The 25,254-nt window shown below is 73.0% G+C and carries 23 protein-coding genes and 3 pseudogenes; 12 read left to right on the top strand and 14 right to left on the bottom strand.

Features of this window, described 5'->3' with window-relative positions; all coding sequences use genetic code 11:
• Positions 1-18: 18 nt before the first annotated feature.
• Entirely contained in the window at positions 19-1,137 is a 1,119-nt protein-coding gene (locus QQK45_RS12830; RefSeq protein ID WP_284293583.1) for a glycosyltransferase family 2 protein, read from the top strand.
• On the opposite strand, the gene QQK45_RS12825 is transcribed toward QQK45_RS12830, so the two are convergent.
• The 6 genes and pseudogenes from QQK45_RS12825 to QQK45_RS12805 all read right to left on the bottom strand — a co-directional run bounded on the left by QQK45_RS12825 (position 1,064) and on the right by QQK45_RS12805 (position 6,384).
• Positions 1,064-2,011, bottom strand: coding sequence for a glycosyltransferase family 8 protein (locus QQK45_RS12825; RefSeq protein ID WP_284293582.1), 948 nt, complete (start codon positions 2,009-2,011; stop codon positions 1,064-1,066). The two genes, QQK45_RS12830 and QQK45_RS12825, sit on opposite strands and share 74 nt — an antisense overlap.
• On the bottom strand, positions 2,008-2,535 hold the full coding sequence (locus QQK45_RS22325; protein ID WP_348525361.1) for a DegT/DnrJ/EryC1/StrS family aminotransferase: 528 nt from the start codon (positions 2,533-2,535) through the stop codon (positions 2,008-2,010). Before QQK45_RS22325 ends, QQK45_RS12825 begins: the two co-directional genes overlap by 4 nt.
• Positions 2,532-3,137, bottom strand: a complete 606-nt coding sequence (locus QQK45_RS22320; protein ID WP_348525227.1) for a DegT/DnrJ/EryC1/StrS family aminotransferase — start codon at positions 3,135-3,137, stop codon at positions 2,532-2,534. The genes QQK45_RS22325 and QQK45_RS22320 overlap by 4 nt, the downstream gene beginning before the upstream one ends.
• Positions 3,138-3,139: 2 nt before the next feature.
• Positions 3,140-4,266, bottom strand: a pseudogene (locus QQK45_RS12815) (DegT/DnrJ/EryC1/StrS family aminotransferase).
• Between the two features lie 32 nt (positions 4,267-4,298).
• Positions 4,299-5,293, bottom strand: a pseudogene (locus QQK45_RS12810) (NAD-dependent epimerase/dehydratase family protein).
• Entirely contained in the window at positions 5,290-6,384 is a 1,095-nt protein-coding gene (locus QQK45_RS12805) for a Gfo/Idh/MocA family protein (RefSeq protein ID WP_431310273.1), read from the bottom strand. The pseudogene QQK45_RS12810 and the gene QQK45_RS12805 overlap by 4 nt, the downstream one beginning before the upstream one ends.
• A 264-nt stretch (positions 6,385-6,648) precedes the next feature.
• Between QQK45_RS12805 and QQK45_RS12800 the strand changes: the two genes are divergently transcribed.
• The 5 genes from QQK45_RS12800 to QQK45_RS12780 all read left to right on the top strand — a co-directional run bounded on the left by QQK45_RS12800 (position 6,649) and on the right by QQK45_RS12780 (position 10,501).
• A complete protein-coding gene (locus QQK45_RS12800; protein WP_284293580.1) occupies positions 6,649-7,626 on the top strand; it encodes a class I SAM-dependent methyltransferase in 978 nt (325 codons plus the stop codon).
• Between the two features lie 9 nt (positions 7,627-7,635).
• A complete protein-coding gene (locus QQK45_RS12795) occupies positions 7,636-8,310 on the top strand; it encodes a glycosyltransferase (RefSeq protein ID WP_348525226.1) in 675 nt (224 codons plus the stop codon).
• Positions 8,292-8,456 (top strand): hypothetical protein, encoded by a 165-nt coding sequence (locus QQK45_RS12790; RefSeq protein ID WP_284293579.1) that lies wholly within the window; start codon positions 8,292-8,294, stop codon positions 8,454-8,456. The genes QQK45_RS12795 and QQK45_RS12790 overlap by 19 nt, the downstream gene beginning before the upstream one ends.
• Positions 8,457-8,606: 150 nt before the next feature.
• Positions 8,607-9,437, top strand: coding sequence for a glycosyltransferase (locus QQK45_RS12785; protein ID WP_348525225.1), 831 nt, complete (start codon positions 8,607-8,609; stop codon positions 9,435-9,437).
• Positions 9,438-9,454: 17 nt separating this feature from the next.
• Positions 9,455-10,501 carry a GNAT family N-acetyltransferase gene (locus QQK45_RS12780; RefSeq protein WP_284293577.1) on the top strand — a complete coding sequence of 349 codons (1,047 nt, stop codon included), beginning with the start codon at positions 9,455-9,457 and terminating at the stop codon, positions 10,499-10,501.
• Here the strand turns inward: QQK45_RS12780 and QQK45_RS12775 are convergent.
• From QQK45_RS12775 to QQK45_RS12765, 3 genes are all read right to left on the bottom strand, one after another.
• The gene (locus tag QQK45_RS12775) at positions 10,475-11,587 is read right to left on the bottom strand and encodes an ATP-grasp domain-containing protein (RefSeq protein WP_284293576.1); all 1,113 of its coding nucleotides are present in this window, start codon (positions 11,585-11,587) and stop codon (positions 10,475-10,477) included. The genes QQK45_RS12780 and QQK45_RS12775 overlap by 27 nt on opposite strands.
• Positions 11,588-11,766: 179 nt before the next feature.
• Positions 11,767-12,573: a polysaccharide deacetylase family protein gene (locus tag QQK45_RS12770; RefSeq protein WP_284293575.1), complete on the bottom strand. Its 807-nt coding sequence runs from the start codon at positions 12,571-12,573 to the stop codon at positions 11,767-11,769.
• Between the two features lie 81 nt (positions 12,574-12,654).
• Positions 12,655-13,554: a glycosyltransferase family 2 protein gene (locus tag QQK45_RS12765; RefSeq protein WP_284293574.1), complete on the bottom strand. Its 900-nt coding sequence runs from the start codon at positions 13,552-13,554 to the stop codon at positions 12,655-12,657.
• A gap of 88 nt (positions 13,555-13,642) precedes the next feature.
• Here QQK45_RS12765 and QQK45_RS12760 point away from each other — a divergent pair, with 88 nt between their 5' ends.
• The 6 genes from QQK45_RS12760 (at position 13,643) to QQK45_RS12735 (ending at position 19,273) form a co-directional block, all read left to right on the top strand.
• Positions 13,643-15,652, top strand: a complete 2,010-nt coding sequence (locus QQK45_RS12760) for a glycosyltransferase (RefSeq protein WP_284293573.1) — start codon at positions 13,643-13,645, stop codon at positions 15,650-15,652.
• Between the two features lie 448 nt (positions 15,653-16,100).
• Positions 16,101-16,787, top strand: coding sequence for an O-antigen ligase family protein (locus QQK45_RS12755; RefSeq protein ID WP_348525224.1), 687 nt, complete (start codon positions 16,101-16,103; stop codon positions 16,785-16,787).
• Positions 16,736-17,044 carry a hypothetical protein gene (locus QQK45_RS12750; RefSeq protein ID WP_284293571.1) on the top strand — a complete coding sequence of 103 codons (309 nt, stop codon included), beginning with the start codon at positions 16,736-16,738 and terminating at the stop codon, positions 17,042-17,044. The genes QQK45_RS12755 and QQK45_RS12750 overlap by 52 nt, the downstream gene beginning before the upstream one ends.
• Positions 17,041-18,078 (top strand): glycosyltransferase family 4 protein, encoded by a 1,038-nt coding sequence (locus QQK45_RS12745; RefSeq protein ID WP_284293570.1) that lies wholly within the window; start codon positions 17,041-17,043, stop codon positions 18,076-18,078. Before QQK45_RS12750 ends, QQK45_RS12745 begins: the two co-directional genes overlap by 4 nt.
• Positions 18,075-18,518, top strand: a complete 444-nt coding sequence (locus tag QQK45_RS12740) for a hypothetical protein (RefSeq protein ID WP_284293569.1) — start codon at positions 18,075-18,077, stop codon at positions 18,516-18,518. Before QQK45_RS12745 ends, QQK45_RS12740 begins: the two co-directional genes overlap by 4 nt.
• Complete coding sequence (locus tag QQK45_RS12735) at positions 18,473-19,273, top strand: glycosyltransferase (RefSeq protein WP_284293568.1); 801 nt, start codon at positions 18,473-18,475, stop codon at positions 19,271-19,273. The genes QQK45_RS12740 and QQK45_RS12735 overlap by 46 nt, the downstream gene beginning before the upstream one ends.
• On the opposite strand, the gene QQK45_RS12730 is transcribed toward QQK45_RS12735, so the two are convergent.
• The 5 genes and pseudogenes from QQK45_RS12730 to QQK45_RS12710 form a co-directional block, all read right to left on the bottom strand.
• Positions 19,270-20,460, bottom strand: coding sequence for a glycosyltransferase family 4 protein (locus tag QQK45_RS12730; RefSeq protein WP_284293567.1), 1,191 nt, complete (start codon positions 20,458-20,460; stop codon positions 19,270-19,272). The two genes, QQK45_RS12735 and QQK45_RS12730, sit on opposite strands and share 4 nt — an antisense overlap.
• On the bottom strand, positions 20,457-22,328 hold the full coding sequence (locus tag QQK45_RS12725) for a polysaccharide biosynthesis tyrosine autokinase (protein WP_284293566.1): 1,872 nt from the start codon (positions 22,326-22,328) through the stop codon (positions 20,457-20,459). Before QQK45_RS12725 ends, QQK45_RS12730 begins: the two co-directional genes overlap by 4 nt.
• A 48-nt stretch (positions 22,329-22,376) precedes the next feature.
• Positions 22,377-23,567, bottom strand: a complete 1,191-nt coding sequence (locus tag QQK45_RS12720) for a glycosyltransferase (RefSeq protein ID WP_284293565.1) — start codon at positions 23,565-23,567, stop codon at positions 22,377-22,379.
• Between the two features lie 2 nt (positions 23,568-23,569).
• Positions 23,570-24,173: pseudogene (gene pth / locus QQK45_RS12715) on the bottom strand (aminoacyl-tRNA hydrolase).
• 115 nt (positions 24,174-24,288) lie between these two features.
• The gene (locus tag QQK45_RS12710; RefSeq protein WP_284293564.1) at positions 24,289-24,897 is read right to left on the bottom strand and encodes a 50S ribosomal protein L25/general stress protein Ctc; all 609 of its coding nucleotides are present in this window, start codon (positions 24,895-24,897) and stop codon (positions 24,289-24,291) included.
• Positions 24,898-25,254 lie beyond the last annotated feature (357 nt).

The raw sequence follows: 25,254 nt of genomic DNA, 5'->3' as shown, positions 1-25,254 counted from the left end.
CCGACAGGAGGTTGGCTCGTGGATGAACCTGCCGCTCACCCGCGGTTCTCGGTCGTGGTGCCCTGCTACAACTACGGCCACTTCCTCCCCGCCTGCGTCGCGAGCGTGCTCGACCAGGACGTGGAGGTCGAGATCGTCGTCGTCGAGGACAGGTCGACCGACTCGAGCGGCGAGGTCGCCGACGCTCTCGCCGCGCAGGACGGTCGCGTGCGGGTGCTCCACAACGAGGTCAACCTGGGTCTGATCGGCACCGCCAACCGCGGCCTGGCCGAAGCGCGCGGCGAGTTCCTCGTGCTCCTCTCCGCGGACGACCTCCTGGCTCCGGGTGCCCTCGCGCGCGCCGAGCGGCTCTTCGACGCCGACCCCGCCGTAGGGCTTGTGTACGGCGACGTCGAGCTCTTCGAGGACGAGGTCCCGCCCAGGCGCCCGGACGCCACCCCACGCTGGTACGTCTGGCCGGGACGCCGGTGGGCGCGCATCGTGGCGCGTACCGCGGACAACCCCATCTCCAGCCCGGAGGCGATCGTCCGGCGCGACGTGCTGGACGCCGTCGGGCCGTACCGCGCGGAGTTCCCGCACACCAGTGACCTCAAGTACTGGCTGGAGAGCGCGCAGCACGCCGACGTCGCGCGCATCGCAGGGCCGGTGGCGGCGTACTACCGACGGCACGGCGACAACATGAGCGCGGTGCACTTCGGGGAGCCGCTCGTCGACGCGACCGAACGGCTGCGCGCCTTCGACTCCAGCGACACGGGCCCGACGGCGTGGGACGCACGGGCCGCTCGGCGGGCGGTCGCGCACCACTTCCTCTGGATGTCGCTCGTGCTGTCGGGGACTTCTGAGGACGGCCGCTCCGAGCACTACCGGACCTGGGCGACCGAGATCGACTCCCGTCGGCGCTTCCTGGTGATGTGCCGGGTGACGGACGCCTTCCGCCCGGGCCACGGCCCCCGGCTCGTGCCGAAGGTCGCGCCGAAGCTGGCCGGAGCGCGGTGGCGCGTACGACGAACGCTCGGCCGGGCCCGCTGGCGGCTCGGCGCCCGGCGCGTCGTCCGGCAGCCTGTCACCACTCCTGGCGGCTCAGCCTCGCGTCCCGCTGCGCCCGCAGTCGACGAGCGGCGGACAGCACGCGGTTGACCAGGGGTGAGCCGCTCCGGCCGGGAGGCGGCGTCCAGTCCGACCAGTCCGTGTACCGGACCGCCTCGATCCAGTAGTCCTTGAGCGGGTGACCGGTCAGCGGCTGCCACGGCTTGTCGCTCTCGGTGTAGTGGACGACCGCGGGGTCGGCCACGGCCGCGGACGTCTCCTCCGGCCACAGCGCCCACGCCTCGCCTCCTCGCACGTCGACGGTCTGGAGGTTCCAGCGCCGCAGCAGCTCGTGCCACCGGCCGGCGACGACGGCGTTCAGCGCGTCCTGGTCGGCGAAGTACGGCTGGGTCGTCCGGAGGATCTCGAGGCACCGCTCCCCGACGCGCTCGGACTTCCATCGCTCGACGTCGATCACGAGGAGGCCGGCGTTGAAGTACGGGGTGTCGGGCTCCATCCCGAGCTCCTGCCAGCACGGGAACCGGTTGCGAGCAGCCCACGGGCAGCCACCGTCGCGCACGGCCGCCAGCAGTGCCCCGTCGTCCAGGGGCGCGGCGAAGGCGTCGTCGAGGGGCCGGCGGACCACGACGTCGGCATCGAGGTAGAGGACCCGCCCGATCCCTGCCGGGAGCAGCTCGCCGAGGTGCAGACGGAAGAGCGTCGCCGGCGAGATCCACGGCGGGTAGTGGGCGCCGTCGACGCTCGCCGCGTCGATGCGGTACCAGCGGAGCTCGAGCTTCTTCAGCGGGGCAGCCACCCGCGTCATCTCGTCGCTCGACAGCCCGCTGTGAAACACGTGGACGACGACCTCGCCGTCGTCCGCCGTGGACTGCTCGAGCGAGGCCAGAGTGACGGCGAGCGGAAGGGCGTAGCGGTCGTCGACGCACATCATGACGTCGATCCGGCCCGCGGCGGAGGCCATCATGCGCCCCCGGTACCCGCGACCGAGCGGCGCAGTGCGTCGACCACGACGTCCTGCTGACCCGAGGTCAGGTGGGGGTGCATCGGCAACGACAGGATCCGGCGCGCGGCCGCCTCGGCGACCGGGAAGGCTCCCTCGCGGTACCCGAGGTGCCCGTACGCCCCCGTGAGGTGGATCGGGGTCGGATAGTGGATCGCGGCGCCTATCCCGGCGGCGCCCAGGTCGGCCAGGACCCGGTCGCGCGCCTCGACCTGCACGACGTACAGGTGCCAGACGTCGGTGTTCCCCGCCCGCCGGACGGGTGTGCGGACACCTGCCACGTCGGCCAGGAGCTCGTCGTACCGGTCGGCCGCCGCGCGCCGCGCCGCGTTCCAGACGTCGAGGCGCCGCAGCTTCGCACGCAGCACGGTCGCCTGGACGGCGTCGAGCCTCGAGTTGAGCCCGACCCGGTCGTGGACGTACTTGACCGTGCTCCCGTGGTTAGCGGTGCTCCGGACGAGGTCTGCGACGTCGGGGTCGTCGGTCAGGACCGCGCCGGCGTCGCCCCCGCGCCGAGGTTCTTGCCGGGGTAGAAGCTGGTCGCCGCGACCGTTCCCAGCGCTCCCGCTCGCCCGGCCGACGACGACGCCCCCTGGGACTGGGCGGCGTCCTCGACGACGGCCAGACCGTGAGCCTCCGCGATCGAGCGCAACGCCTCGACAGGCGCCGTCTGGCCGTAGAGGTGGACCGGCACGACCGCGCGGGTCCGGGGCGTGACGGCGGAGGCGACCTGGTCGGGGTCGATGAGGAGGTGCTGCGGGTCGCAGTCGACGAGGACGGGGACACCACCGGCGCGCGAGACGGCCTCCGCGGTCGCCACGAAGGTGTTCGCGGGAAGGATCACCTCGTCCCCGGGGCCTACACCGACGGCACGCAGCGCGAGCTCCACGGCGTCGGTCCCGTTCCCGACCCCGACGCAGTGCTCGACACCCACGTACCGGGCGTACTCCTCCTCGAAGCCGGCGACCTGGGGTCCGCCCACGAACTGCGCGCCGTCGAGCTGGTCGCGCCAGCCGCTCAGGACCTCGTCCGCGATCTCGGCGGACTGGGCGGCCAGGTCGAGGAAAGGGACGGTGACGTCGGACCCCACGGTCACGACCTCCGCTCGGCGGCGGCGCGGATCACGGAGACGACGCGGAGCAGGTCCTGCTCGGTCATCTGGTGGTACACGGGGAGGATCAGCGTCGCGTCGGTCAGGCGTTCCGTCACGTCGAGGGCCACCGACCTGGTGTCCCTGCCCGCATAGGCCGGCTCCCGGTGGGCCGCCATGATGCCGCGGCGCGCGGAGATCCCCGCCTCGGCCAGCGCCTGCAGGAGCTGCTCCCGATCGAGCGGGTACTCGGGGAGGACCTCGAGCCAGAGCGACTGGAAGTTCGAGGTGCCCCAGGCGGGGTCCGCGACCAGCCTGATGCCGGGCATCCCGGTGAGCTCGGCGCGATACCGGTCGGCGAGCTCGCGGCGGCGCTCGACCATGGCGGCCAGCTTCCCGAGCTGCACGAGCCCGATCGCTGCCTGGAGGTCCGTCATCCGGAAGTTGAAGCCGACCTCGTCGTACTCCTCCTGGGGGACACGAGGCTCGCGTGACGGTCCGCCGCGGAGACGCTCATCGCGTGCTCGCGGAGGCGACGCGCCCGTGCCGCGCGTTCGGGGTCGGAGGTCGTCAGCATGCCGCCCTCCCCCGTCGTCAGGAGCTTGCGCGGATGGAACGACCAGGTCGTGACGTCGGCGTCCACGCCCACCGACCGGCCACGGTAGGTGGACCCGGCGCCGCACGCGGCGTCCTCCACGAGGACGAGCCCCCGTTCGTCGCAGAGGGCGCGGATCGGGTCGAGGTCGACGGGGACGCCGCCCTGGTCGACCGCGATGACCGCGGTCGTGGCGGGTGTCAGCGCGGCGGCCAAGGTCTGCGCCGTCAGGTTCCCGGTCGCGGGGTCGACGTCCGCGAACACCGGACGGGCCCCGACGTACGTCGGAGCGTTGGCCGTCGCGATGAAGGAGAAGGACGGCACGACGACGTCGTCACCGGGCTCGACGCCGGCGACGACCAGCGCGAGGTGGAGCGCCGTCGTGCAGCTCGAGACCGCGACCGCCTCGGCCGCACCGACCGTCTCGGCGAACGCCCGCTCGAACGCGGCCACGCGCGGGCCCTGAGCGATCCAGCCGGACTCGATCGCCTCGGTCACGGCGGCGACCTCCTCGGCACCAAGCCACGGCTTCATCACGTGGACCGGGTCGAGTCCCTCCGGAGCGCTCACGAGCCCACGGCCGTCCGCCCGGCGGCGATCTCCGCGCGGAGCGGGCGCCACCAGTCGACCAGCATGCGCAGGCCGTCCTCGAGGCCGATCGTCGACTCGAAGCCGAGGTCGCGGCGGGCGGCGCTGGTGTCGGCGAGCCGCCGGACCACGCCGTTGACGGCACGTTCGGGACCGTGCTCGACGCCCAGGTCGGAGCCCATGACGGCGAGCAGCGCCTCGGCCAGCTCGAGCAGCGAAGTCTCGGTGCCGCTCGCGATGTTGTAGTGACCCTCCACGACGTCGGAGGCCGCGGCCAGGACGTTGGCCCGCGCGATGTCGGGGACGCACACGAAGTCCATGGTCTGCGCGCCGTCGCCGAAGATGAGCGGTGGCTTGCCGTCGGCGATGCGCTCCATCCACCGGACGAGCACCTCGGTGTAGAGCCCGTGGACGTCCATCCGGGGGCCGTAGACGTTGAAGTAGCGGAGCGCGACGTAGTCGATCCCGTACATCGCCCGGAAGGACCGGAGCATGCCCTCGTCGAACGACTTGGCCGCGCCGTAGAAGGTGTCGTTGTTGTGGTGGTGGTGGCGCTCGGTGGTCGGGAACTCCTCCGCCATCCCGTACACCGACGCGCTCGACGCCACGACGAGCTTGTCGACGTGGTGCTCGGCCGCCGCCTCGTAGACGTTGAACGTGCCGTCGACCAGGACCTCGAGGGCCAGCCGCGGCTCCTCGGCGCACTGCGTGATCCGGATCGCGGCCTCGTGGAAGACGAGGTCCTTGCCGCGGGTCAGGTCGTGGACGAGGTCGCGGTCACGGATGTCCCCCTCGACCAGCGAGACGGTTCCACCGGCGAGGGCGTCCTCCAGGTTCGCGCGGCGCCCCCGGACCAGGTTGTCCAGGACGTCGACGTGCGCCGCCCCTCGGCGACGAGCTGGTCGACCAGGGTCGAGCCGATCGTCCCGGCCCCGCCGGTCACCAGGACGTTCGCGCCCCGAATCTCTGTCATGGAAGTCCTCTCACGGGTTCCGCCGTCACGTCGGCCGGGACCTCCCGGCCGCCGCTCGCCAGGCTACGGGTCGCGGCCTCGAGGATCCGCACGACCCGGAGCCCCGCAGCCCCGTCGGTCGCGGGGGCGCGAGAGCCACGGATCGAGTCGGCGAACTCCGAGATCATCGCGCCCAGCGCCTCACGCTCCTTGAGCGCGGGCGACCAGGTGTCCCCGAGGCGGTACGACACCATGGTCTCGGTCCGGTCGAGCCGGTTGAGCTGCTGGGTGGCGAGGTCGACGCCGCGGTCGAAGACACTGACTCGCTGCGCCAGGTTGAGGTCGTCCCAGACCAGGGTTCGCCGGGAGCCCCCGATCGTCATGTTGCGGATCTTCGTCGGGCTCAACCAGTTGACGTGGACGTGCGCCGTCGCGCCGCCCGGCAGCGGGAGGAAAAGGTATCCGACGCAGGACTTTCCGGCGCCGATGGGGTCCGCCCCCTGCGCCGAGACCCACTCGGGCTCGAGGCCACCGGGAAGGACGTAGTCCATGATCGAGAGATCGTGGGGCGCGAGATCCCAGAACACGTCGATGTCCGGCTGGACCAGCCCGAGGTTGATCCGGACGGAGTCGACGTACAGTACCTCGCCCAGCTCGCCCGCCGCGATGATCTCGTGGACCTTCTCGATGGCCGCCGTGTAGCAGAAGGTGTGGTCGGTCATGAGCACGAGCCCGCGGGCCCGCGCTTCCTCGACCATCCGGTGCCCTCGCTCCGTCGTGTCCGCGAGCGGCTTCTCGACGACGACGTGCTTGCCGGCCCGCAGCGCCTTGAGCACGACCTCGTAGTGGGTCGCGGCGGGCGTCGCGACCGCGACGGCGTCGATGTCGTCCCGTGCGAGCAGCTCGTCGACGGAGGTCTCGACGTCCGCGTCCTTGGAGGCCCGAGCGACGGCCCGGGCACGCTCCCGGTCGAGGTCGCAGACGGCTGCGAGCTCCCAGTCGTCCGAGGACGCGAAGTTCCTGGCGAGGTTCGGGCCCCAATAGCCGGCGCCCACCACCGCCGCACGGAGTACGGGTGTCGCAGCTGCCACGCTCTGGTCGTCTCCTTGCATCGGTACCGTCGCGCCACCTGCGGTGACGCTTCGTCCGCACACCAGGAAGCCCTCGCACGGAGCACGCTCAGCCTCTTGCACCGACAGCCACGCGTCAACCGAGGGAGCGCGAGTTTCACCCCGGTCGTCCGGTGCTACGAGGCAAGCGAAGTGCCACGATCTTCTGGTCGGGCGGAGGTAGGCTCTGCCGACCGTCGACGTCGGGAACGTCAGGCAGGAGGATCCGTCACGAGCGCGCCTCAGACCACCCAGCACCCGGACCCGTTGCTGCCCGGCGCGGTCCGCCCCGATCCGGCCGAGTACGCTCCCGCGCGCCTCGTCGCGTGGGACAGCACGACGATGGAGCTCTTCCGGGAAGCGTTGCGCTCGCCAGGCCGGTCCGACGTGCGGACCGCTGTGCTCGACGACCTGAGCAGCGGCTACGGGTACTCCCCTGAGGAGTGCGTCGAGCGATGCATCCACTGGGAGGCGCACAACCTCGAGGAGTACGTCAGGCGCGAACGGACCTCGAGCGAAGGGTTGGCGGACTTCTACGACACGACGACCTCGTGGAGCTTCGACCTGCTCTGGTACGCCTACCTCCAGGCCGAGGGCTACGAGTACCCCACGAGCGTCGTCGTCGCCCTGGACGCCATGTCGCGGACGTCGGGCCGCGACCACCTCGACTTCGGGTCCGGCGTGGGAGTGACGAACCAGCTCTTCCACCGGCTCGGGTTCCGCTCGACGGGCGCCGACGTGTCGACGTCGCTGCTCCGGTTCGCCCGTCACCGCCTCGACCGGCGGCCCGAGGACGCGGGGATCGATCTCGTCGACCTCGATTCCGCGACCCTCGAACCACGGTCGTACGACGTCGTGACGGCCATCGACACGCTGACCCACGTCCCCGACCTCGCCCCCACGCTCGAACGTCTCCACGGGTGGCTCCGCCCAGGTGGCCTGCTGTACGCGAACCTGGACGTGCGCCCCCGGACCGAGGCGAACGCCCTCTTCCTCTACGAGGAGGCGGCATCGCTCCGAAGACTCATCGCGCGCTCGGGCTTCCGACGGGTGGCGATCCTCGACGGCTGGATGCGCGTCTACGAGCGGATCGACGTGGGGTCCCGGGCGCACCGCCAGGAGATCGTCCGTGCCACCGCACGCGAGTCTCGGGCGGCCGAGCTCGGCAGGCGGGTGCAGCGACGGATCGACCGAGGGCTGAGGGCCTTCCCCGCACGCTCCGGACGACGCGCGGCCAGCAGGTGATCTGACGTCGTGCGCTACCTGACACCCCTCGTGGCACGGACCTCCTCGCCACTCCTGCGCCGGACGCTCCGACGGGCCCCGCGGACGTTCTCCGCCATGATCCGGGTGCGCAACGAGGAGCAGTTCCTCGAGGCGGCCGTGCGCTCGATCGCCGACTCGATGGACGAGATCGTCATCGTCGACAACCTCAGCACGGACGGCACGCCCGACGTGATCGCCCGGCTGCGCGAGTCCCTCGGCACGAAGGTCGTCCCGTTGCGCTATCCCTTCGAGGTCGCCCGCTACGGCGAGGAGAACCGTCGGCTCGCGAGCACCAAGGACGGGCTGCGGTCTCCGCACCTCCTCGCGAACTACTACGAGTGGTGCCTGGCGCACTGCACCCGCGGCTTCGTCGTCAAGTGGGACGGGGACATGATCGCGACCGACGCCTTCCCCGCGCTGATCGACGGCCTGCGGTCCGCCGAGATCGCCGTGCGCTACTTCCACGGCGCGAACCTCCACGCGAGCGGCACCTCGCTGATCGCTGGTCTGCCCTACGAGGATGCCGAGCCGCGGGCGTTCCTCCGCCGCTTCGCCCGGTACGACAACGGGTTCGACGTGTGGGAGCGGTTTCGCTCCCCTACGACGACTGGCCGTCGCTCGGCATGCGTGACGAAGCACCCGACGTGGCGTACCTGCACCTGAAGTACTGCAAGCGGGACCGGTTCGAGAACGTCTCGCCGGAGCGCGTGGCCCTCGAGCGGAGCCTCGCGGCGCCGGGCGCACCGCTGGACCCGGCACTCGTCGCATCGCTGCACCGGTGGCTGCCGGAAGTGACCTTCCGCGCCTGACGGCGTCGCTCTCCGACTTCACCCGGCGCTCGCACCCTTCGCCCTTTACACGAACCGAGGCGAGCAGCGAGAGTCGTGCCGAGGGGGCACCGATCGCCACCGCCTGGGTCGTCGACGGCGCACGGGCACGACGGAAGGGCGGGTGTGCACATGTCGCTACGCACGACCTTGCGGCCCGCTGTCACCGCAGCACGACGTGCCAAGCGGTCGATCTCCGCACCCGTGCTGCGACGTCTGGCCGACGCCCAACCGCGGACCCTCTCCGCCATGGTCCGGGTCCGCGACGAGGAGGAGTTCCTCGAGACGGCGCTCGAGTCGATCGAGCCCGCCGTGGACGAGATCGTCGTCGTGGACAACCTCAGTACGGACGGCACGCCGGAGATCATCCGACGCCTTCGAGAGAAGTACCCGGCGAAGGTTCGCGCGTTCACCTATCCGCACACGATCGCTCGGTACGGCGAGGAGAACGCCACGCTCGCGGCCTCCCCGGGCGGAATGGCATCGCCACGGCTCCTTGCCAACTACTACAACTGGTGCCTCGAGCGGTGCACCCAGGGCTTCGTCCTCAAGTGGGACGGCGACATGGTCGCGACGGAGGCGCTGGAAGTTCGCGCAGCGGAGTTCCGCAGCAGCCGTCTCGACATTCGCCACTTTCTCGGGGTGAACCTGCATCCGGACCGTCGTCACCTCGTCGCCGGCCTGCGCTACGAGGACCCGGAGCCCCGGTTCTTCGTCCGGCGGCTGGCGAAGTACGACAACGGGTTCGGCGTCTGCGAACGGTTCACCTCACCGTACGAGCAGGCCGAGGTGGGCCGGGTCGACAGGGTCGACGAGCCGCTCTACGTCCACCTGCGCTATTGCAAACACGATCCCTCGGGCCATATCTCACCGATCACCGCGGTACAGAAGGTCTACGACCTGTCCGCCGGAGAACCCGTCTCGGCCGACGTCGCCGCGACCGTGGCCCGTTGGCACCTCTGAGGACGATTGAGAGCACGATGCGCGCAACCCGCTCGCTCGAACTGACGTCGGCCAGCGTCAAGGCACGGACGAGGCGCCTGCGCGTGGTCGTCGAGACGCTCCCGAGCGCGACGTTCAAGGATGCCCTCGGGGAGCTCTGCCCCGACCTGGAGCAGACCTCGCGCGACGTGCTCGGGGTGCTTGCCGAGCCGACCTCGGTCCCCAAGCGGAACGTGCTGGTGATGCACGGCGACGAACCCGTCCTCGCCACGACCCTGCGGGCACGGCACGGCGCCTGGGAGGTGGCGACGGCGACCTGCGTCCCGACCCTCCCAATACCCCACCGACCCGGCATGCTCCGGACGACACTCTCGGTGCTCGGGGCCGACGTCCTGGTCCCCGAGTACTTCGGTGACACGCACGACTTCCCCAGCGACGAGGTGGAGCCCTTCGACGTGTTCGTCGCCGACCTCACGGACGGCAGCCTCGAGGGCTACTGGAGATCGACGGGTCTGCTCGCCGACGCCCGACGGACGGCCCGCAAGACCGAGTCGCTCCACATCACGGTGGACAAGGCCGAGGCCCTCACCTGGATGATCGACACCTGGGAGACGAACTGGAAGGACGACCCCGCGGACGAGACGGGCGCCGCAGACGACCTCCGCACCGTCTGGCCAGAGCTCGTACGCGGCGGTGCCGTCCGTGTCATCGCGCTGGCGGACGACGACGGCCGACACGTCGCGGCGGCGTCGTTCGGCGTCCATGACGGCAGCGCGATCGCTCTCGTGACGATCCGCGACCACGCCTGGCCCCTCAAGGGCGGCTCGCTCGGGACCCGGATCGCCGTGGAGACGATCACCTTCGCACGGGAAGCCGGTCTCGCCAGGTTCGACCTCGGTGGGTATCACGACTACAAGCGCCGGATCGCACCGCCGGACGGCGTTCGCGTCACGCTACGGGTCGGGCCGGCCGTCGTCCCGCACCCGCTCGGACGGCGCGTGCGCGGCTTGCTGCGCCCCGCCGTCAGGCCGCTTCGCTCGTTCGCTCGAGGCGCGGCCTCACTGACGGAGGCCCGCGCGTCGTAGCGCAGCACCCGCTGCCCGGCGAGGCCGCCGCAGGGTCCGTCGGGCGCCGGAGATCCCGATGCGCCGGAGCTTGTCCGCCAGCAACACAGCCTCGTACGCCGGGTCGAGCGCCAACACGTGCCAGTCGGTCGCACGGCGGACCGCGACGACGTTCCGCAGGCCGATCCTCAGCGCAGGGGCGGTATCCGTGATCGTGTGGAAGTCCGCCCAGCGGGTCGGCAGCGGCTGCGACGACTCCGGGTCGCCGCCCCGAGCACGGCCCACGTGGGCGTGCGGGAAGTTCACCCCCGCGGCGAGGCTCCCGAGCAACGTCTGCCAGTAGCGCGGGTTGATCTCGACGACGAACAGACGCCCGTCGCCCCGGCGACGACGCAGATCGATGTTGGCGACACCGTCCCACCGCGTCGCCGCTGCGAACTCCTGCGCGAGCTCGAGCACGTCCTCCTCGGCGGCGACGTCGAGGCCGACGGGGGTGGTGAACCCGTCCGGGACGCCGTCCAGCCAACCGACCTGGCTGGTCGCGAGCACGACCTGCCCGTCGACCGCCAGGAGGTTGCACCCGACGTGCTCGCCCGCGATGAACTCCTGCACGATGTAGCGATCGAGCTGGTCACGTCTCGCCTCGAGGGCCTCGTCGAGCTCCTCGACGGTCCGGCACCGGACGATCCCCCGGCCACCGGCGCCGAGGCGGGGCTTCACGAGGGCGCCGTCCGGCCAGGCCGAGGCACGCGCCAGGACACGCGCGCGGTCGTCGTCGGCCGCGGCCGTGTCGATCACGGGCAGTGCGGCCGACTCCAGCAGCTGCTGGCACTCCCACTTGTCGTCGATCGTCCGGCAGAGCGCCGGCGAAGGGCCGGCCGCGACGACGACCTGCGGAGCCGCGGACCAGTCGACCTCGCCGGTGAGCCGGATCAGCTCCTCCTCCACCGGGACCACCACCACGGGCTCGCCGGCGCTCGTCGACGTGACCATCTCCTGGACGGCCTCCTGGACGGCTGCGAGCACCTCGTCGGCCGTGGCGAGGGCGTGCCGGTGGATGGTGCAGTGCCGCGAGTACCGGAGCGTCGTCCGGCTCTCGGCCGTCACGACGTGCACGTCGTAGCCTCCCGCGGCCTGGAGGCATCGGACCACCGCTGCGGGAACGCCCCGCGTCTCCCTCGTCACGAGGCACACCACGGTCCGGGGTGCCCCGGACGTACCTCCCGCTCGTCGTTGCTCACGAGTCACGAGCCCACGCTCCGTTCCCGGACCCCGACGCGGCGACGTCAGAACCACTCTTCCCACCGGTCGTAGCGACCTTCGAGCAACGCGTCCCAGATCCGCGGGCGGTCGAAGGTCGTGACGAACGACCGTGCGACGGTCCCCGGCGGCCGGGTCTCCTCACCCTGGGCGTAGACGACGTCGTAGCCGAGTTCCTGGGCCGCGCGCGCGGCGTGCTCGGGCCAGTTCCCCGACTGCCCGAACGGGATCGCGAAGGACGTCGCAGCGATCCCCGTGCGCCGTTCGATGAGCTCGCTCGCCCGCCCGATCTCGTCCGCGGCCTCGCCCGCGCCGATCGTGGCGAAGTCGGGGTGGGTCGCGGAGTGGTTGCCGATCTCGCCGCCGAGCTCGGCGACGTGGACGACGTCGTCCCACGACAGGACGGCCTCGTCCCCGGGGCCGGCCGTCCCCTCCGACCAGTCGGAGACCACGAAGAGCGAGAACGGCAGCCCGTACTCCGCCAGGATCGGCGCGGCCGTCGTGAGGACGCTGCGGGGGCAGTCGTCGAACGTCAGCGCCAGCTCCTTGCGCCCCCCGCCTCCCACGGCGATGCTCGTGGCGTCGACGAAACGGTAGCCCGCTCCGAGGGCACGTTCGAGCTGCTCCCGGAACCGGGCGGCCCCGACGTCGTTGACGCCCCAGACGGCATGCTGTCCGACCGAGTGATAGCAGAGGATCCGGCCACCCGGACGTTCGCGCCGGTGCCCGACCGTCGCGAGCGTGTGCCGCTCGACGGCCATCCGTGCCGCGGCGACGTGGGGCCGGGCGCGGCGCACGCGTGAGCGGAGCCCCCAGCCCAGATGAAGCTGCATGTGTCGCATTCTCCCCACCACGCGGCGGCCGGGGAATGCCACGGGTGCCCAACCCCCGCTATTCACCCGGTCGGGTCCGGGTCAGGGCCGCCGACGGACCCGCTGACGCAGCCACAGGAGCGGCGCGCGAGGCGCGAACCGGGCGGCCCAGCCGATGTCGCCGAGCGCCCGCCCGACGTCACGGGCGCGGAGGGCGGCACGGACCGACCGCGCCGCGGACCAGGCCGCGAAGCGGTCGTTCGCGGCGTCCCGTTCCCGCAGCGCGGCGACGAGCGGCTCGTCGCCCGCCTGCAGGGCGGCGCGCTCCTGGTCCCGTACGACGGCGCGGATGCTCGCCGCGAGCTGGCGGTATCGCGCGGTGGTGTTCTGCCCGTGGTGGCGGTAGTCGACGAGCGCGTCGGGCACGAAGCCGAACCCGCCGAGAGCGGAGAGCCGAAGGACGAGGTCGAGGTCCTCGGCCGTCCGGAACCGGGTGCTGAAGCTCCCGACGCTCTCGACGGCGGACCGTCGGAGCAGCAGGTTCGGGAGCAGCATCCCGCCACGGCCCCGGGCGACGTCGACGCGTGACGCGACGGGTACCTGGTCGGCCTCGACGAGCACGATGCCGTCCGCGTCGATCGTCCGCAGCCCGCAGTAGCCCGCGACGAGGGCAGGGTCGGCGGCCAGCGCGGGCACCTGCAGCTCCAGGCGGCGCGGGTCCCACCGGTCGTCGTCGTCGAGGAACGCGACGAGCTCGCCGCGGGCCTCGGCGAGACCGCGGTTGCGCGCAGCCGAGATCCCTGACGTTTCCGTACGGACGACGCGCACGTCGGGGAACGGTGCGAGAAGCCCCGCCAGCGCCGCGGGGTCGGGGACGCCGTCGTCGACCAGGACGCATTCCACGGCGTCGTACGTCTGCGCCCCCACGGAACGCAGGGCTTCGTCCAGGTACGGGCCGCCCCGGTTCGTGCAGACGACCACGCTGACGAGAGGCCCGCTCACGGCTTCGCTCCTCGAACCGGGCGCCGCAGGAGGTGAACTCTGCGACCGCTGATCCCACGGACCCGCAACATGCCCGACAATCTTTCACATGCGTGTCCTCCGCGTCTCCCACAGTGCCGTGGTCGACGCGTGGCGCGAGCGCGAGCGCGAGCTGCGCCGTCGCGGGGTCGAGGTGCGCCTCCTGTCGGCGCGCGCGTGGGACGAGACGGGGCGCGTGATCCCGCTCGAGCCGCGTCCGGGCGAGGACGTCGTGGGGGTCCGGACGTTCGGTTCCCACCCCGCCCTGTTCCTCTTCGACCCGGTGGCGCTGTGGCGCGAGCTGGGGCGCGACGTGGACGTGCTCGACCTGCACGAGGAGCCGTACGCGCTCGCGTCGCTGGAGATCCTGGTGCTGCGCCGCCTCCGTCGTCTGCTGACGGGCCGGCCGCGGACGCTCGCCCCGTACGCGCTGTACTCGGCCCAGAACATCGAGAAGCGCTACCCACCACCGTTCCGCTGGTTCGAGCGCGCGGTGCTGCGCCGGGCGGCGGCGCTGTCCGTGTGCAACGTGGCCGGCGAGATCGCCGTCCGCAAGGGGTTCCGCGGCCAGGTGCACTGGATCCCGCTCGGCTTCGATCCTGCGGTCTTCCATCCCGACGACGCGCGGCCCGAGGCGGTGCCCGGCACTGGCGGCCGGGTGCGCGTCGGCTACGCGGGGCGCCTGGTCGACTACAAGGGCGTCCGCGTCCTCCTCGACGCCGTGGAGACGTCCGACACCCTGCGCCTCGACCTCGTGGGCGACGGCCCGCTGCGCGACGAGGTCGCCGCACGTGCCGCTCGCTCGGACGGACGCGTGACGCTCCACCCGGGCACGGACGCCGAGGGGCTCGCGGCGTTCTACCGCTCGGTGGACGTGCTGGCCGTCCCGTCGCTGGTGACCCCGGGATGGGTCGAGCAGTTCGGCCGGGTCGTGGTCGAGGCCATGGCCTGCGGGACCCCGGTGGTGGCGACGTCCACGGGGGCGCTGCCCGACGTCGTCGGGGACGCGGGGCTGCTCGTCACGCCCGACGACGTCCCCGCCCTGCGCGACGCCCTCGAGCGGGTGGGCGACGACCCCGCGCTGGCGGCACGGCTCCGGGCCGCCAGCATCGAGCGCGCCGCGACCTGCACCTGGGCGTCCGTCGCGGACGACTACGAGGCGATGTACGCGTCGATGACCGGCAGTCGTACACGGCAGGTCGCTCCGCCCGCACCCGGCGCCGAGCCCGCGCGCGACGTCGAGGTTGTCGTCGTCGCGTACCACCGCCCCGACCTGCTCGCGCAGGCGCTGGCCCCCGTGGCCGGCCAGTTCCCGGTGACCGTCGTCGACAACTCGTCGTCGCCCGAGGTGAAGTCCGTCGCCGTGGCAGCCGGCGCCCGCTACCTGGACCCGGGCCGCAACGGCGGCTTTGCGGCCGGCGTCAACCACGCCCTCGCGGACCGGCTCGCCCCGGGTGCCGACGTGCTTCTGCTCAACCCGGACGCCGTCGTGGAGCCCGCCGACGTCAGACGGCTGTCCGACGCTCTCGCCATCGGCCCGCGGCTCGCCAGCGTCGGCCCCTCCCAGGTCGACGACGGCGGCGCCCCCGCGCGCGTCGCCTGGCCGTTCCCGACCCCCGGAGGCGCCTGGCTCGAGGCCGTCGGGCTCGGTCGGCTGCGCACGCGGGAGGACTTCGTCATCGGATCCGTGCTGCTCCTGCGCGCCGAGGCGCTCGACGACGTCGGCACGTTCGACGAGACGTTCTTCCTCTACGCCGAGGAGACCGACTGGGCACGGCGAGCCGTCGCCCGCGGGTGGCGCCACGCGGTCGTCCCCGGCGCAGTCGCGACGCACGCCGGCGGCGCGACGAGCGCCGACGAGGCCCGCCGTGAGCGCACGTTCCACGCCTCGCAGGAGCGCTACTACCGCAAGCACTTCGGCGCGCTCGGCTGGCAGGCCGCACGAGGCGCGGCGCTCGCGGGGTCGGCCGTGCGCGGCGTCGTCCTGCCGGGCCAACGGGGCGCGGCGGCGCGCCGCAGGGTCACGCTCTACGCCCGCGGGCCCGTGTCCCAGCTCGAGCGGACGGACGGTCCCGCATGAGCGTCCGCGGCACGAGCCTGAGGCCACGTCTGCGCGGCCTCGGCGGAGCCGACCGGGCCGTCCTCGCGCGTCGCTGGTTCGCGGCGGCGTTCGGCGCTGTCGCGGCGCTCGGGGTGCTCGCTGCGATCGGGGTCGCCGTCCCGCACGACGGGACGTACGCCCTCGCGGCCGCCGTCGCCGTGCTCGTCACGGGCGCGACCGTCTACAACCCGGTCGCGATCCCCATCCTGGCGATGCCGGCGCTCGTCGTCGTGCAACGCGTCGGCGGCGAGAGCACCAACCTGTCGTTCAGCGACTTCGCGCTGTTCGGCGCGTTCTGGGCGGCGCTGCTGCTCGGCCCGAGGCCCTACTCGCGCCCCGTGCGCAACCTCCTCTGGCTCTCCGCCGTCTACCAGCTCGCGACCCTCTTCACCGTGATCGCCAACCCGTACCGCGCCAACACCGTCGAGTGGTTCCACGCCTGGCTGTCGGTCGCCGGCGCGCTCGTCGTGGGGTGGGTCGTCGGTCGCTCCGGCCAGGCGCGGCTCGGCGTCGGCCTCTATCTCGGCGCGTGTGCGATCCTGGCCGCGGCCACGTGCCTGCAAGGACTCACCCAGCTCGCCCAGGGCAACACCGGGGCCGTGTTCCTGAGCTGGCCGTACGGGATGCACAAGAACTTCGTGGGCGACCTGCTCGGCATCGCCGCCCTCGTCGTCTACGCCCGACCACCCTGGCTGGGGCTCCCCGGCGGATTACCTACCCGGCGTTCTGGCTGTTCGTCCTGGCGATCGCCGCAACGCAGTCGCGCCAGGCGATCGTGGGGCTCGGGTTGCTCGTCCTCGTCGTCGCGGTGCGGCCAGGGCAGAGCGTGCGGCACACGAAGTTCGTCCTGCTGGCCGTGGTCCCCGCCGCCTTCTTCGTCGTGCAGGTCCTCGTCGACCAGCTCCAGTCCGGGAACCAGTTCAACTCCGCGTACCAGCGGATCAGCTGGTACCAGGACTCGCTCGTCGTGTGGAACCTCAACCAGTGGTTCGGCGCGGGGCTGCGCTGGTGGTACTCGGGTCGCACCCCTACTCGTTCCAGCCGCCGAACGCCGAGCTCGAGGTGCTCTCGTCCGCCGGCACCATCGGCCTCATCGGGTTCCTGCTCCTCATGATCGGCTCGATGGTCGTCCTCTGGCGGATCTCACCCGTCTACGGCACCCTCGGGTTCGCGGTCATCGCGTCCCGGCTCGTCCAGGGCCAGCTCGACCTGTTCTGGGTCTCCGTCCAGACGTCCATCCCGTTCGTCCTCGCCGGCGTGTGCGTCGGCGCACTCGCGAAGCACGAGGCCGACCCACCGCCCGCGCCCGACGCCGAGACGACCGCCGCCGATCCCGAGATCGCACCGCCCGTCGGCACGGTGGCCGCATGAGGGTCCTGCACGTCGTCGACTCCGACGCGTTCGCGGGCGTCGAGCGGCACGTCGCACGACTCGCCCGCGCGCAGTCGTCCCACGGTCACGAGGTCCGCGTCGTCGGTGGGGAGCCGGCGTCGATGCGGAGCGAGTCCGGCCGGGACGTCACCGCGGAGCCCGCCAGCGGCCTGACCACCACGGTGGGTGCCGTCGCCCGCCTCGGGACGGCAGCGGACATCGTGCACGTCCACATGACCGCCGCGGAGGTCGCCGCCGCGCTCGCGGCCCCGCTGGCGCGGTTGCATGGCCGGCGCCTCGCGCCGGTCGTCACGACCCGGCACTTCGCACGCGGCCGCGGTTCCGGCCCCGCCGGCACCCTGACGGCGACCGTCGCCCGGCACCCCGTCCGAGCGCAGATCGCCATCAGCGCGTACGTGGCAGAGCACGTCGACGGCGCCGCGACCGTGGTGCGCCCCGGCGTGGACACCGTCGACGACGCTCGTCCCGCCGCGGGACGCAGCCGCGTCGTCCTCCTCGCCCAGCGGCTCGAGGCGGAGAAGGACGGCGACGTCGGGCTCCGGGCCTTCGCGGCCTCGGGCCTGGCCGCCGACGGCTGGCAGCTCCACGTCGCCGGCGACGGTGCGCTCCGCCCGGGGCTCGAGGCGCTCGCCGCGGGTCTCAGGATCGACGGTGCGACCCGGTTCCTCGGGCACCGGCAGGACGTCCCGGCCCTCATGGACGACGCCGCCCTGCTCCTCGCCCCGTGCCGGGTCGAGGGCCTCGGCCTGAGCGTCCTCGAGGCGATGTCGCGCGGGCTCCCCGTCGTCGCGGCCGACGCCGGCGGCCACACGGAGCTGCTCGCCGGGCTCGCGGACGGCGCCCTCTTCCGCCCGGGCGACACGCTCGGAGCCGGCACTGCGCTCCGCGCTCTCGCCACCGACCCCGACCGTCGCGACGCCTACGCGCGAGCCGAGCAGGCTCGCCAGCGCGCCGACTTCACGCTCGACGCGCAGGTAGGCGCGACGGATGCGGTCTACCGTTCGGTGTTGTGAGCTCACGCCCCGCCCCGGTCGGCGTCCCCGCCGGCGAGCCCGAGTCCCTCGTCGTCGTCTCGCTCGAGCCCTGGGACGAGGTGTGGCGCCGCAACCAGTACCTCGTGTCGGAGCTGCTGCGCGCCGATCCGACGCTCCACGTGCTGTTCGTCGAGCCCCCGTCCGACCTGGCGTACGCGGCCCTGCGCCGCACGACCCCCGGCCTGGTCGGGGTCTGCGGCCGGGCCCTGAGCTCGACGGCGTCGGGCCCGACCGGCTCTGGCTGTACGAGCCCACCAAGACGCTGCCACGCCGGCTCGCCCACCGGTACGACGAGCACCGCGCGAGCCGCATCCTGCGCGCGGCCCGCCACGCGGGCCTCGTCCGGCCGACGCTGTGGATCAACGACGCCGGCGTGGCGCCGCTGCTCGACGCCGGCCTCCCGGTCCTGTACGACGTGACGGACGACTGGCTCGCCGCCGACCGACCGCCCGCGGAGCGCGAGCGGCTGCGCCGTGACGAGTCGGCGGTGCTGACCCGCGCCGGCGCGGTCACGGTGTGCTCGCCGACGCTCGCCGCCTCGAAGGGTGCCGAACGCCCCGCAGGGGCATCACCGGTGACGCTCGTGACCAACGGGGTCGACGTCGAGCGCTACCGCGCGCCGGCGCCCCGGCCGCACGACCTGCCTCCCGGCCGGACCGCCGTCTACGTCGGCACGCTCCACTCCGACCGCCTCGACGTCGACCTGTGCGTCACGACGAGCGAGGCCATGGACGGCGACGGCACGCTCGTGCTCGTCGGTCCGGTCGCGCTCGGTACCGACGACGTACGTCGGCTCCACGAGGCCGGTGTCGTCCTGCTCGGGCCCCGCCCGCGCGACGCCGTGCCCGCGTACCTGCAGCACGCCGACCTCCTCGTGGTGCCGCACGTCGTCGACGCGTTCACCGACAGCCTCGACCCCATCAAGCTCTACGAGTACCTCGCCGTCGGCCGGCCCGTCGTCTCGACGCCAGTAGCCGGGTTCCGCGACGCGGGGCAGAGTGTGGACGTCGCAAAGGGCGACGACTTCGCGGACGCCGTCGTCGCGGCCGTCCAAGGGCCGCGTGCCGCAAGCGTCGCGGCACCCGACGACCTGCCCACGTGGGACCGGCAGGCCGCGCTGTTCCGCACCGCGCTCGACGGTGCGAGGTCCGCGACGAGCGGGGGCCAGGTCTAGCGGCGGCGCCCGCCGGCGCGCCGCCAGGTCGCGGTGACGATCTCCGCCGTCCGCTCGACGGCGAAGCGCTCCGTCGCCACCGCGAACGCGGCCTCGGCCCGGCGCCGTCGGCCGGCGGGGTCGTCGAGGACGCCGACGAGCGCCTCCGCGAGCGCGTCGCTGTCACCGGGCGGGACGAGCACGCCGAGCGGACCGGCGTCGTCGCCCCGGAGGATCTCGGGAACGCCCCCGGCGTCGGTCGCGATCACCGGCACCCCGCGCACCATCCCCTCGACGACGACCTGACCGAACGGCTCGGGCACGGGCGACGCGTGGACGAGGACCGTGAGCCCGTCGAGGACGCCCGCGACGTCGTCGACGTGGCCCGTGACCTCGACGGCGTCGCCGAGGCCGCGACGGCCGATCTCCGCCTCCACCTCGGCCGCGTAGTCCTCGCCGCCGAACAACGGTGCCCCGACGAGCCGGAACCGGGTGCCGAGGTGTGCGGCGAGCACCCCGGGTGCGGCCGCCACGAGCTCGAGCTGACCCTTGGTGGGGCTGATCCGCCCCACGAGCCCGACGACTGCCGGGTTCGGGTCGACGTGGGTTCGTCCGCCGTCGGGCCGCACCTGCTCGGGGGCGAAGCCGGGGTACGCGACGACGGCGTCGGGACGCCCGAGCGTCACCGCGGTGGCCTCGGAGTTGGCGACGACCGCGCGCGGCACCCGACGGATGAGCCAGCGGAAGACGCGGGCCACGCGCGGCGGCAGGTAGTCGTCGGCGATCCGGTCGTGAACGTGCCACACCACCGGTGTCCGGGCCAGTCCGGCCGCGACGGAGCCGAGGACGTCGGCCTTGAGCGACTGCGTGTGCACCAGGTCGGGGCGCAGCACCCTGAGCCTTCGCGCGAGCCGGAGCACGAACGGCACCGCGGCCCACGCCGACCGCGCGCTCCCCCACGTGCCGAGCGCGTCGCGAGACCGACTGCGCACGCCCTCCCCGAGCACCAGCACCTCGACGTCGGTCCCCTGGTCGCGCAGGCGTCCGACGAGCGGGCCGTCCGCGAAGACGATCACCTTCACCTGGACCTCGGCGGGGTCGAGCGCGGCGCACAGCCTCGCGAGCGCCAACTCACCACCGCCCAGGTCGGCCGTGTGGTCGAGGACGACGACCCGGAGCCGCTCGTCCGACCGAGCGCCGCGCCTCACCGCGCGTCAGGCGAGGCAGCCGGGCGATCCGTCGTCGTCTCCTCGACGACGGCGATCGCACCGGTCCGGGGCCGGTTCTGCACGGGGCTCCAGGCGGGCTGGATGCGCGGCCGGCCCTGCCGCAGCGACGGCGCAGCGGTGCGCACGGCACCGGTGGTCGCGGGGACGGGCCGTGCCGGCACACGTCCCGCGACGGGCGCCGTCGTCTCCGGAGCCTCGGGGCGTACCGGGCCCGGCCGGGCAAGAGGGGTTTGAGCAGCGGGCGCCTGGTGTACGGACGGGTCGCGCTGCGGGACGGAGCTGCGACGCTCGGCGCGCGTCCCGGACGCCGGCTCGGAAGGTGCGGTGACCGGCGTTACGGCAGGCGTGGCTGTGCTGGACGAACCGACGGCCGGTGACGCGGAGGCCTCGCCGTAGGTCGCCGCGTAGGCCATGCGCCGGCTGCCCTTCACGCCTGCGACCGCGAGCCCGGACAGGTGCACGTGGTTGACGCGGAGGCGCTTCACGGCCTCGACGAGGACGAGCTCGTCGGTCTTCCCGACGCTCGCGACCAGGACGGCCCCGTCCGCGTAGCTCCCCAGGATCGTCGCGTCCGCAGCCGCGAGGACCGGCGGCGCGTCGATCACGAGCACGTCCGCCTGAGCCCCCAGGGACTCGACGAGCTCGCGGGCCTGGGCGGTCGCGAGGAAGTCGGCCGGGTCGAGCGGCTGGTCCGGCACGGGGAAGAGCGAGAGGTTGGGGACGCGCGTCGGGCGGAGCGCGCGGGGGTCGCCCTTCCAGTCGTCGGGCGCGGGCAGGATCTCGTCGAGCTCGGGACGACGCATGTCCGCGGACATCGCGATGGTGCGCCGCCCGGACAGCGCCCACGACGCCGCGAGGTTCGCCGCGATGAAGGAGCGGGGCGCGCTCGGGTCGGCGGCCGTGACGACAACGGAGATCCGGTCGTGCTGCAGCGCGGACACCTGGACCGCGGTGCGGAGCTCGCGGATGGACTCGGTGTAGGGTGTGGCGACGCGGCTCGCGACCGGAAGGCGGCCGTGGTGCGTCGCGTCCTTGAGGGCCCGTCTGACACCGTCGATCTCGGCGAGCACCGGCGCGTCGGCGATCTCGGCGGCCTGCTCGACGGTCCGTAGCCGGAAGTCCACCCCGCGTCGCGCGAACGCGAGCCCGACGCCCGCGGCGAGTCCGGCGAGGAACGAGAGGGCGAGCACGCTGTCGCGTCCGAGCCCGAGCGGCACCCCAGACGTCGCCTGCTGGGCGACCTGCCCGGGCGGGCTCAACGACCCGTACGCCGACCACGTCCGCGTGAGGTTGTTCAGCGTCTCGGTGCCCGACGACTGCAGCGCCTTGGCCTTGGGGTCGTTCTTGTCCTTGCGCAACGTCGCCTGGGCGTCCGTGATCTGCTTGCTGGCGGCATCCATCTGCTTCGAGAGCTTGTCCGCCTGCTGCTCGACGATCGTGGGGAGGTAGGCCACGTACGCCTTGGCGAACGCGTTGGCGAGGGTCGCGGCCCGCAGAGGGCCGGCATCCTTCGCCTGGATCGTCATGACGAGCGTCTCGGAGTCGTAGCTCGCGGCGATCCGGGAGGCGAGCTCCTGCGGGTTGGCGCCGCCTCCGACGTCCTGGGCCGCGGCCTGCGCGACAGCTGTCGACGTGACCAGCGTCGGGTCCGGGTTCGCCGTCACCGCGGTCCCGCCCTGGTCCCCGCCGCCCGCCTGCACCGAGTTGAGCTGCACGGTCGCACCGGCCTGATACGTCGTGACCTGTCGGTTGAGGTAGAGCAGGGCCGCGACCATGACGATCACGACGGCGGCCAGCACGTACCACTTACCGTCCCACACCGTGCGCAGGAACTCGCGGACCGTCACGCGCAGCCTCGCCTTCTGGAGCTTCTCGACGAGCCTTCGCGGCCCCGTCTACCCATCATGACGCTCGTGCTCCACGACCGCGCGGATTCTGTCCAGAAATCGCCCGGTCCCGAAGCGGGCCACGTGGGCCGCGAGCGCCTGATCATCCCACGGCGTCCTGGCGGCTTCCTCGATCGCGTGCGCGATCTCCACAGGATCCGGCCGGTCGAAGAAGGTGCCGGTCACGGCGTCGGCGACGGTGTCGAGGTACCCGCCGTCGCGCAGGACGACGGACGGTGCTCCGAACGCCCCGGCCTCGAGCGGTGAGAGCCCGTAGTCCTCGTAGGACGCAGCGACGAGCGCGGAGGTGTTGGCGTAGAGCCACCGCAACGTCGCATCGTCGACCCGGCCGAGCAGGCGCACCCGAGGCTCCCCGACGCCGTCGGGCGTCCGGGCAGCTCCCCCGCCCGACGACGGCACGGCCCCCGCGGCCCGGGCGAGGCCCTCGAGCCGCGCCCGGTCGGGACCGTCCCCGACCACGACGAGCCGCCGGTCCCCGAGCTCGCGCACCGCACCGATCACGGCGTCGACGTTCTTGTAGGGCAGCAGCCGGGCCACGCACAGGAGGAACCCCGGGGCGACGCCCTCGACCGGACGCGTGGCGCCGTCGTCGGGCAGGAGGGCGGGTGGCGGGGGGACGACCTCGGCCTCGATCCCGTAGGCCTCCCGGACGGCGCGCGCGGTGACCGTGGAGTTCGCCAGGTAGCGGTCGGCGCGCTGGGCAGCCCGACGGTCCCACGCGCGAAGCCCCGGAGCGAGGACGCCGAGCGCGGCGCCGGCGACGAACCGGCGCGCCCGGTCGGACGCGCGGGCGCCCTCGTCCCCTGACAGGTAGCGGTCCCGCTGGTACAGCCAGCGGGCCGGGGCGTGGCAGTAGACGACGGTGCGCCGCGCGCCGCGGTAGCCGTGCGCCCACCCCGTCGAGCTGGCGACGAGGACGTCGGCGTGGACGCGGTGCGTGGCCACGGCCGACGCCAGCAGCGGCAGGGCCATCCGGTGCGACCGGCGCAGCGGCCCGACCCTGTTGAGGTAGGACGTGCGCACGTCGAGCCCCGCGAACTCGGGAAAGGTGCCCGCGGGGTCGTAGAGGGTGGTGTACAGCGGCGAGCCGGGAAAGGCCTCGGCGAGCAGCAGGACCACCCGCTCCGCACCGCCACGCTGCGTCGCGTAGTCGTGCGCGAGCGCCACCCCGTCGGTCATCCTCAGCCCTTCGTGTGGAACTTGCCCTGTGCTGCGAGCAGCCCCTGGGTGAGGACCATCTCCACGGCGTCGGCGGCGTCGTCGAGCAGGAACGGGAGCTCCTTCTTCTCCGCCGGCGAGAAGTCCTTGAGCACGTAGTCTGCCGGATCCGTGCGCCCGGGGGACGCCCGACGCCCACTCTCACCCGCACGTAGTCCTTGGTGCCGAGGGCCTTGGTGGTGTCGCGGAGGCCGTTGTGCCCGCCCTCGCCGCCACCGATCTTGAGCTTGAGGTCCCCGAACGGGATGTCCATCTCGTCGTGGACCATGACGACGTTCTCGGGGGCCACGTCGTAGTACTTCGCGAGCGCGCTCACGGCGCCGCCGGACGTGTTCATGTACGACGTCGGCTTGGCGAGCACGACCCGCGGACCGGGCGCTCCCCGGGCAGCGTCCCGAGGCGCCCCTCGCCGGCGAGGGCGAGGCCGTGCGAGCCCTTGTGCGCGGCGAACGTCGTGCCGGCGCGGCGGGCGAGCTCGTCGAGCACCATCTGGCCGACGTTGTGCCGGTTGCCCGCGTACCGGGTCCCGGGGTTCCCGAGCCCGACGACGAGCCAACGGTCCGCCATGCGTCATCCTCCTGATCGTGGCTCGCCCCGGCGCGGGACGGGCGGGGACGCACGACGGCGCCCGGCCCCTCGCAGGGTACCGGGCGCCGTCGTGCGTGGTGCGTGAGCGGGAGGCTCAGGCCTCCGTGGTCTCCTCGGCCGCGGCGGCCTCGCCCTCGGCGGCCTCCTCGGTCTCCTCCACCTCGGTCGCACGGGCCTCGTTGACGGCGACGACGAGCGTCTCGGGGTCCGACACGAGGGTCGCGCCCGTCGGGAGGGCGACGTCGGCGGCGTGGACCTTCGCGCCGTCCTCGAGACCCTCGATCGAGACCGTGACGGACTCGGGGATATGCGTGGCCTCGACCTCGAGCTGGAGGTGCGTGGCGTCCTGCAGGTGCGTGGTGCCCGGGGCGGACTCGCCCTCGACGACGACCTGGATCTCGACGGTGATCTTCTCGCCGCGCTTGACCGTGATGAGGTCGACGTGCTCGATGACGTCCTTGACCGGGTCGCGCTGGACCTCCTTGGCCACGGCGAGGTGCTCGGTGCCGTCGACGTCGAGCTCGAGGAGCGCGTTCGAGTGCTTGAGCGCGAGCATCGTGTCGTGGCCCGGCAGGGCGACGTGCAGCGGGTCGGCGCCGTGGCCGTAGATGACGGCGGGCACCTGGCCGGCGCGGCGCAGGCGGCGGGCGGCACCCTTGCCGAACTCGGTGCGGGTCTGGGCGACGAGCTTCGTCTCGGACATGAGGTTCTTCTCTCCAGTGCTGTGCGGGCCGACCGCCAGTGGGGTGCGGACGGCTTCGTCCGGAGGACGATGGACCGCGGCGTGCAGAGAGGGCTGCTGCCACGGGCGTCCGTCCGGACGGCGGCTGCATCGGCGCGGGACGCATGACGGACGCGCGCGTGCACGCCGCCTGTGTCGATCACGGACGCCGGAGAGCCTGGAGCGGTACCAGGATTCCGATGTTGTGTGATGACGGGCTCTCATGCTCTCGCGAGCTGCCGGCCCGTCAGACGTCCCTCGCCGAGGCAACCTGACCACTGTACCGGTCGCGCCGCCGCCGACGAAACCCGCGACGGGCGGGTGAAATCTCGCCGTGGC

The sequence above is a fragment of the Luteimicrobium album genome (assembly GCF_030161555.1).
Lineage (GTDB): Bacteria > Actinomycetota > Actinomycetes > Actinomycetales > Cellulomonadaceae > Luteimicrobium > Luteimicrobium album.
This window is presented reverse-complemented; position numbering and strand designations above follow the sequence as displayed.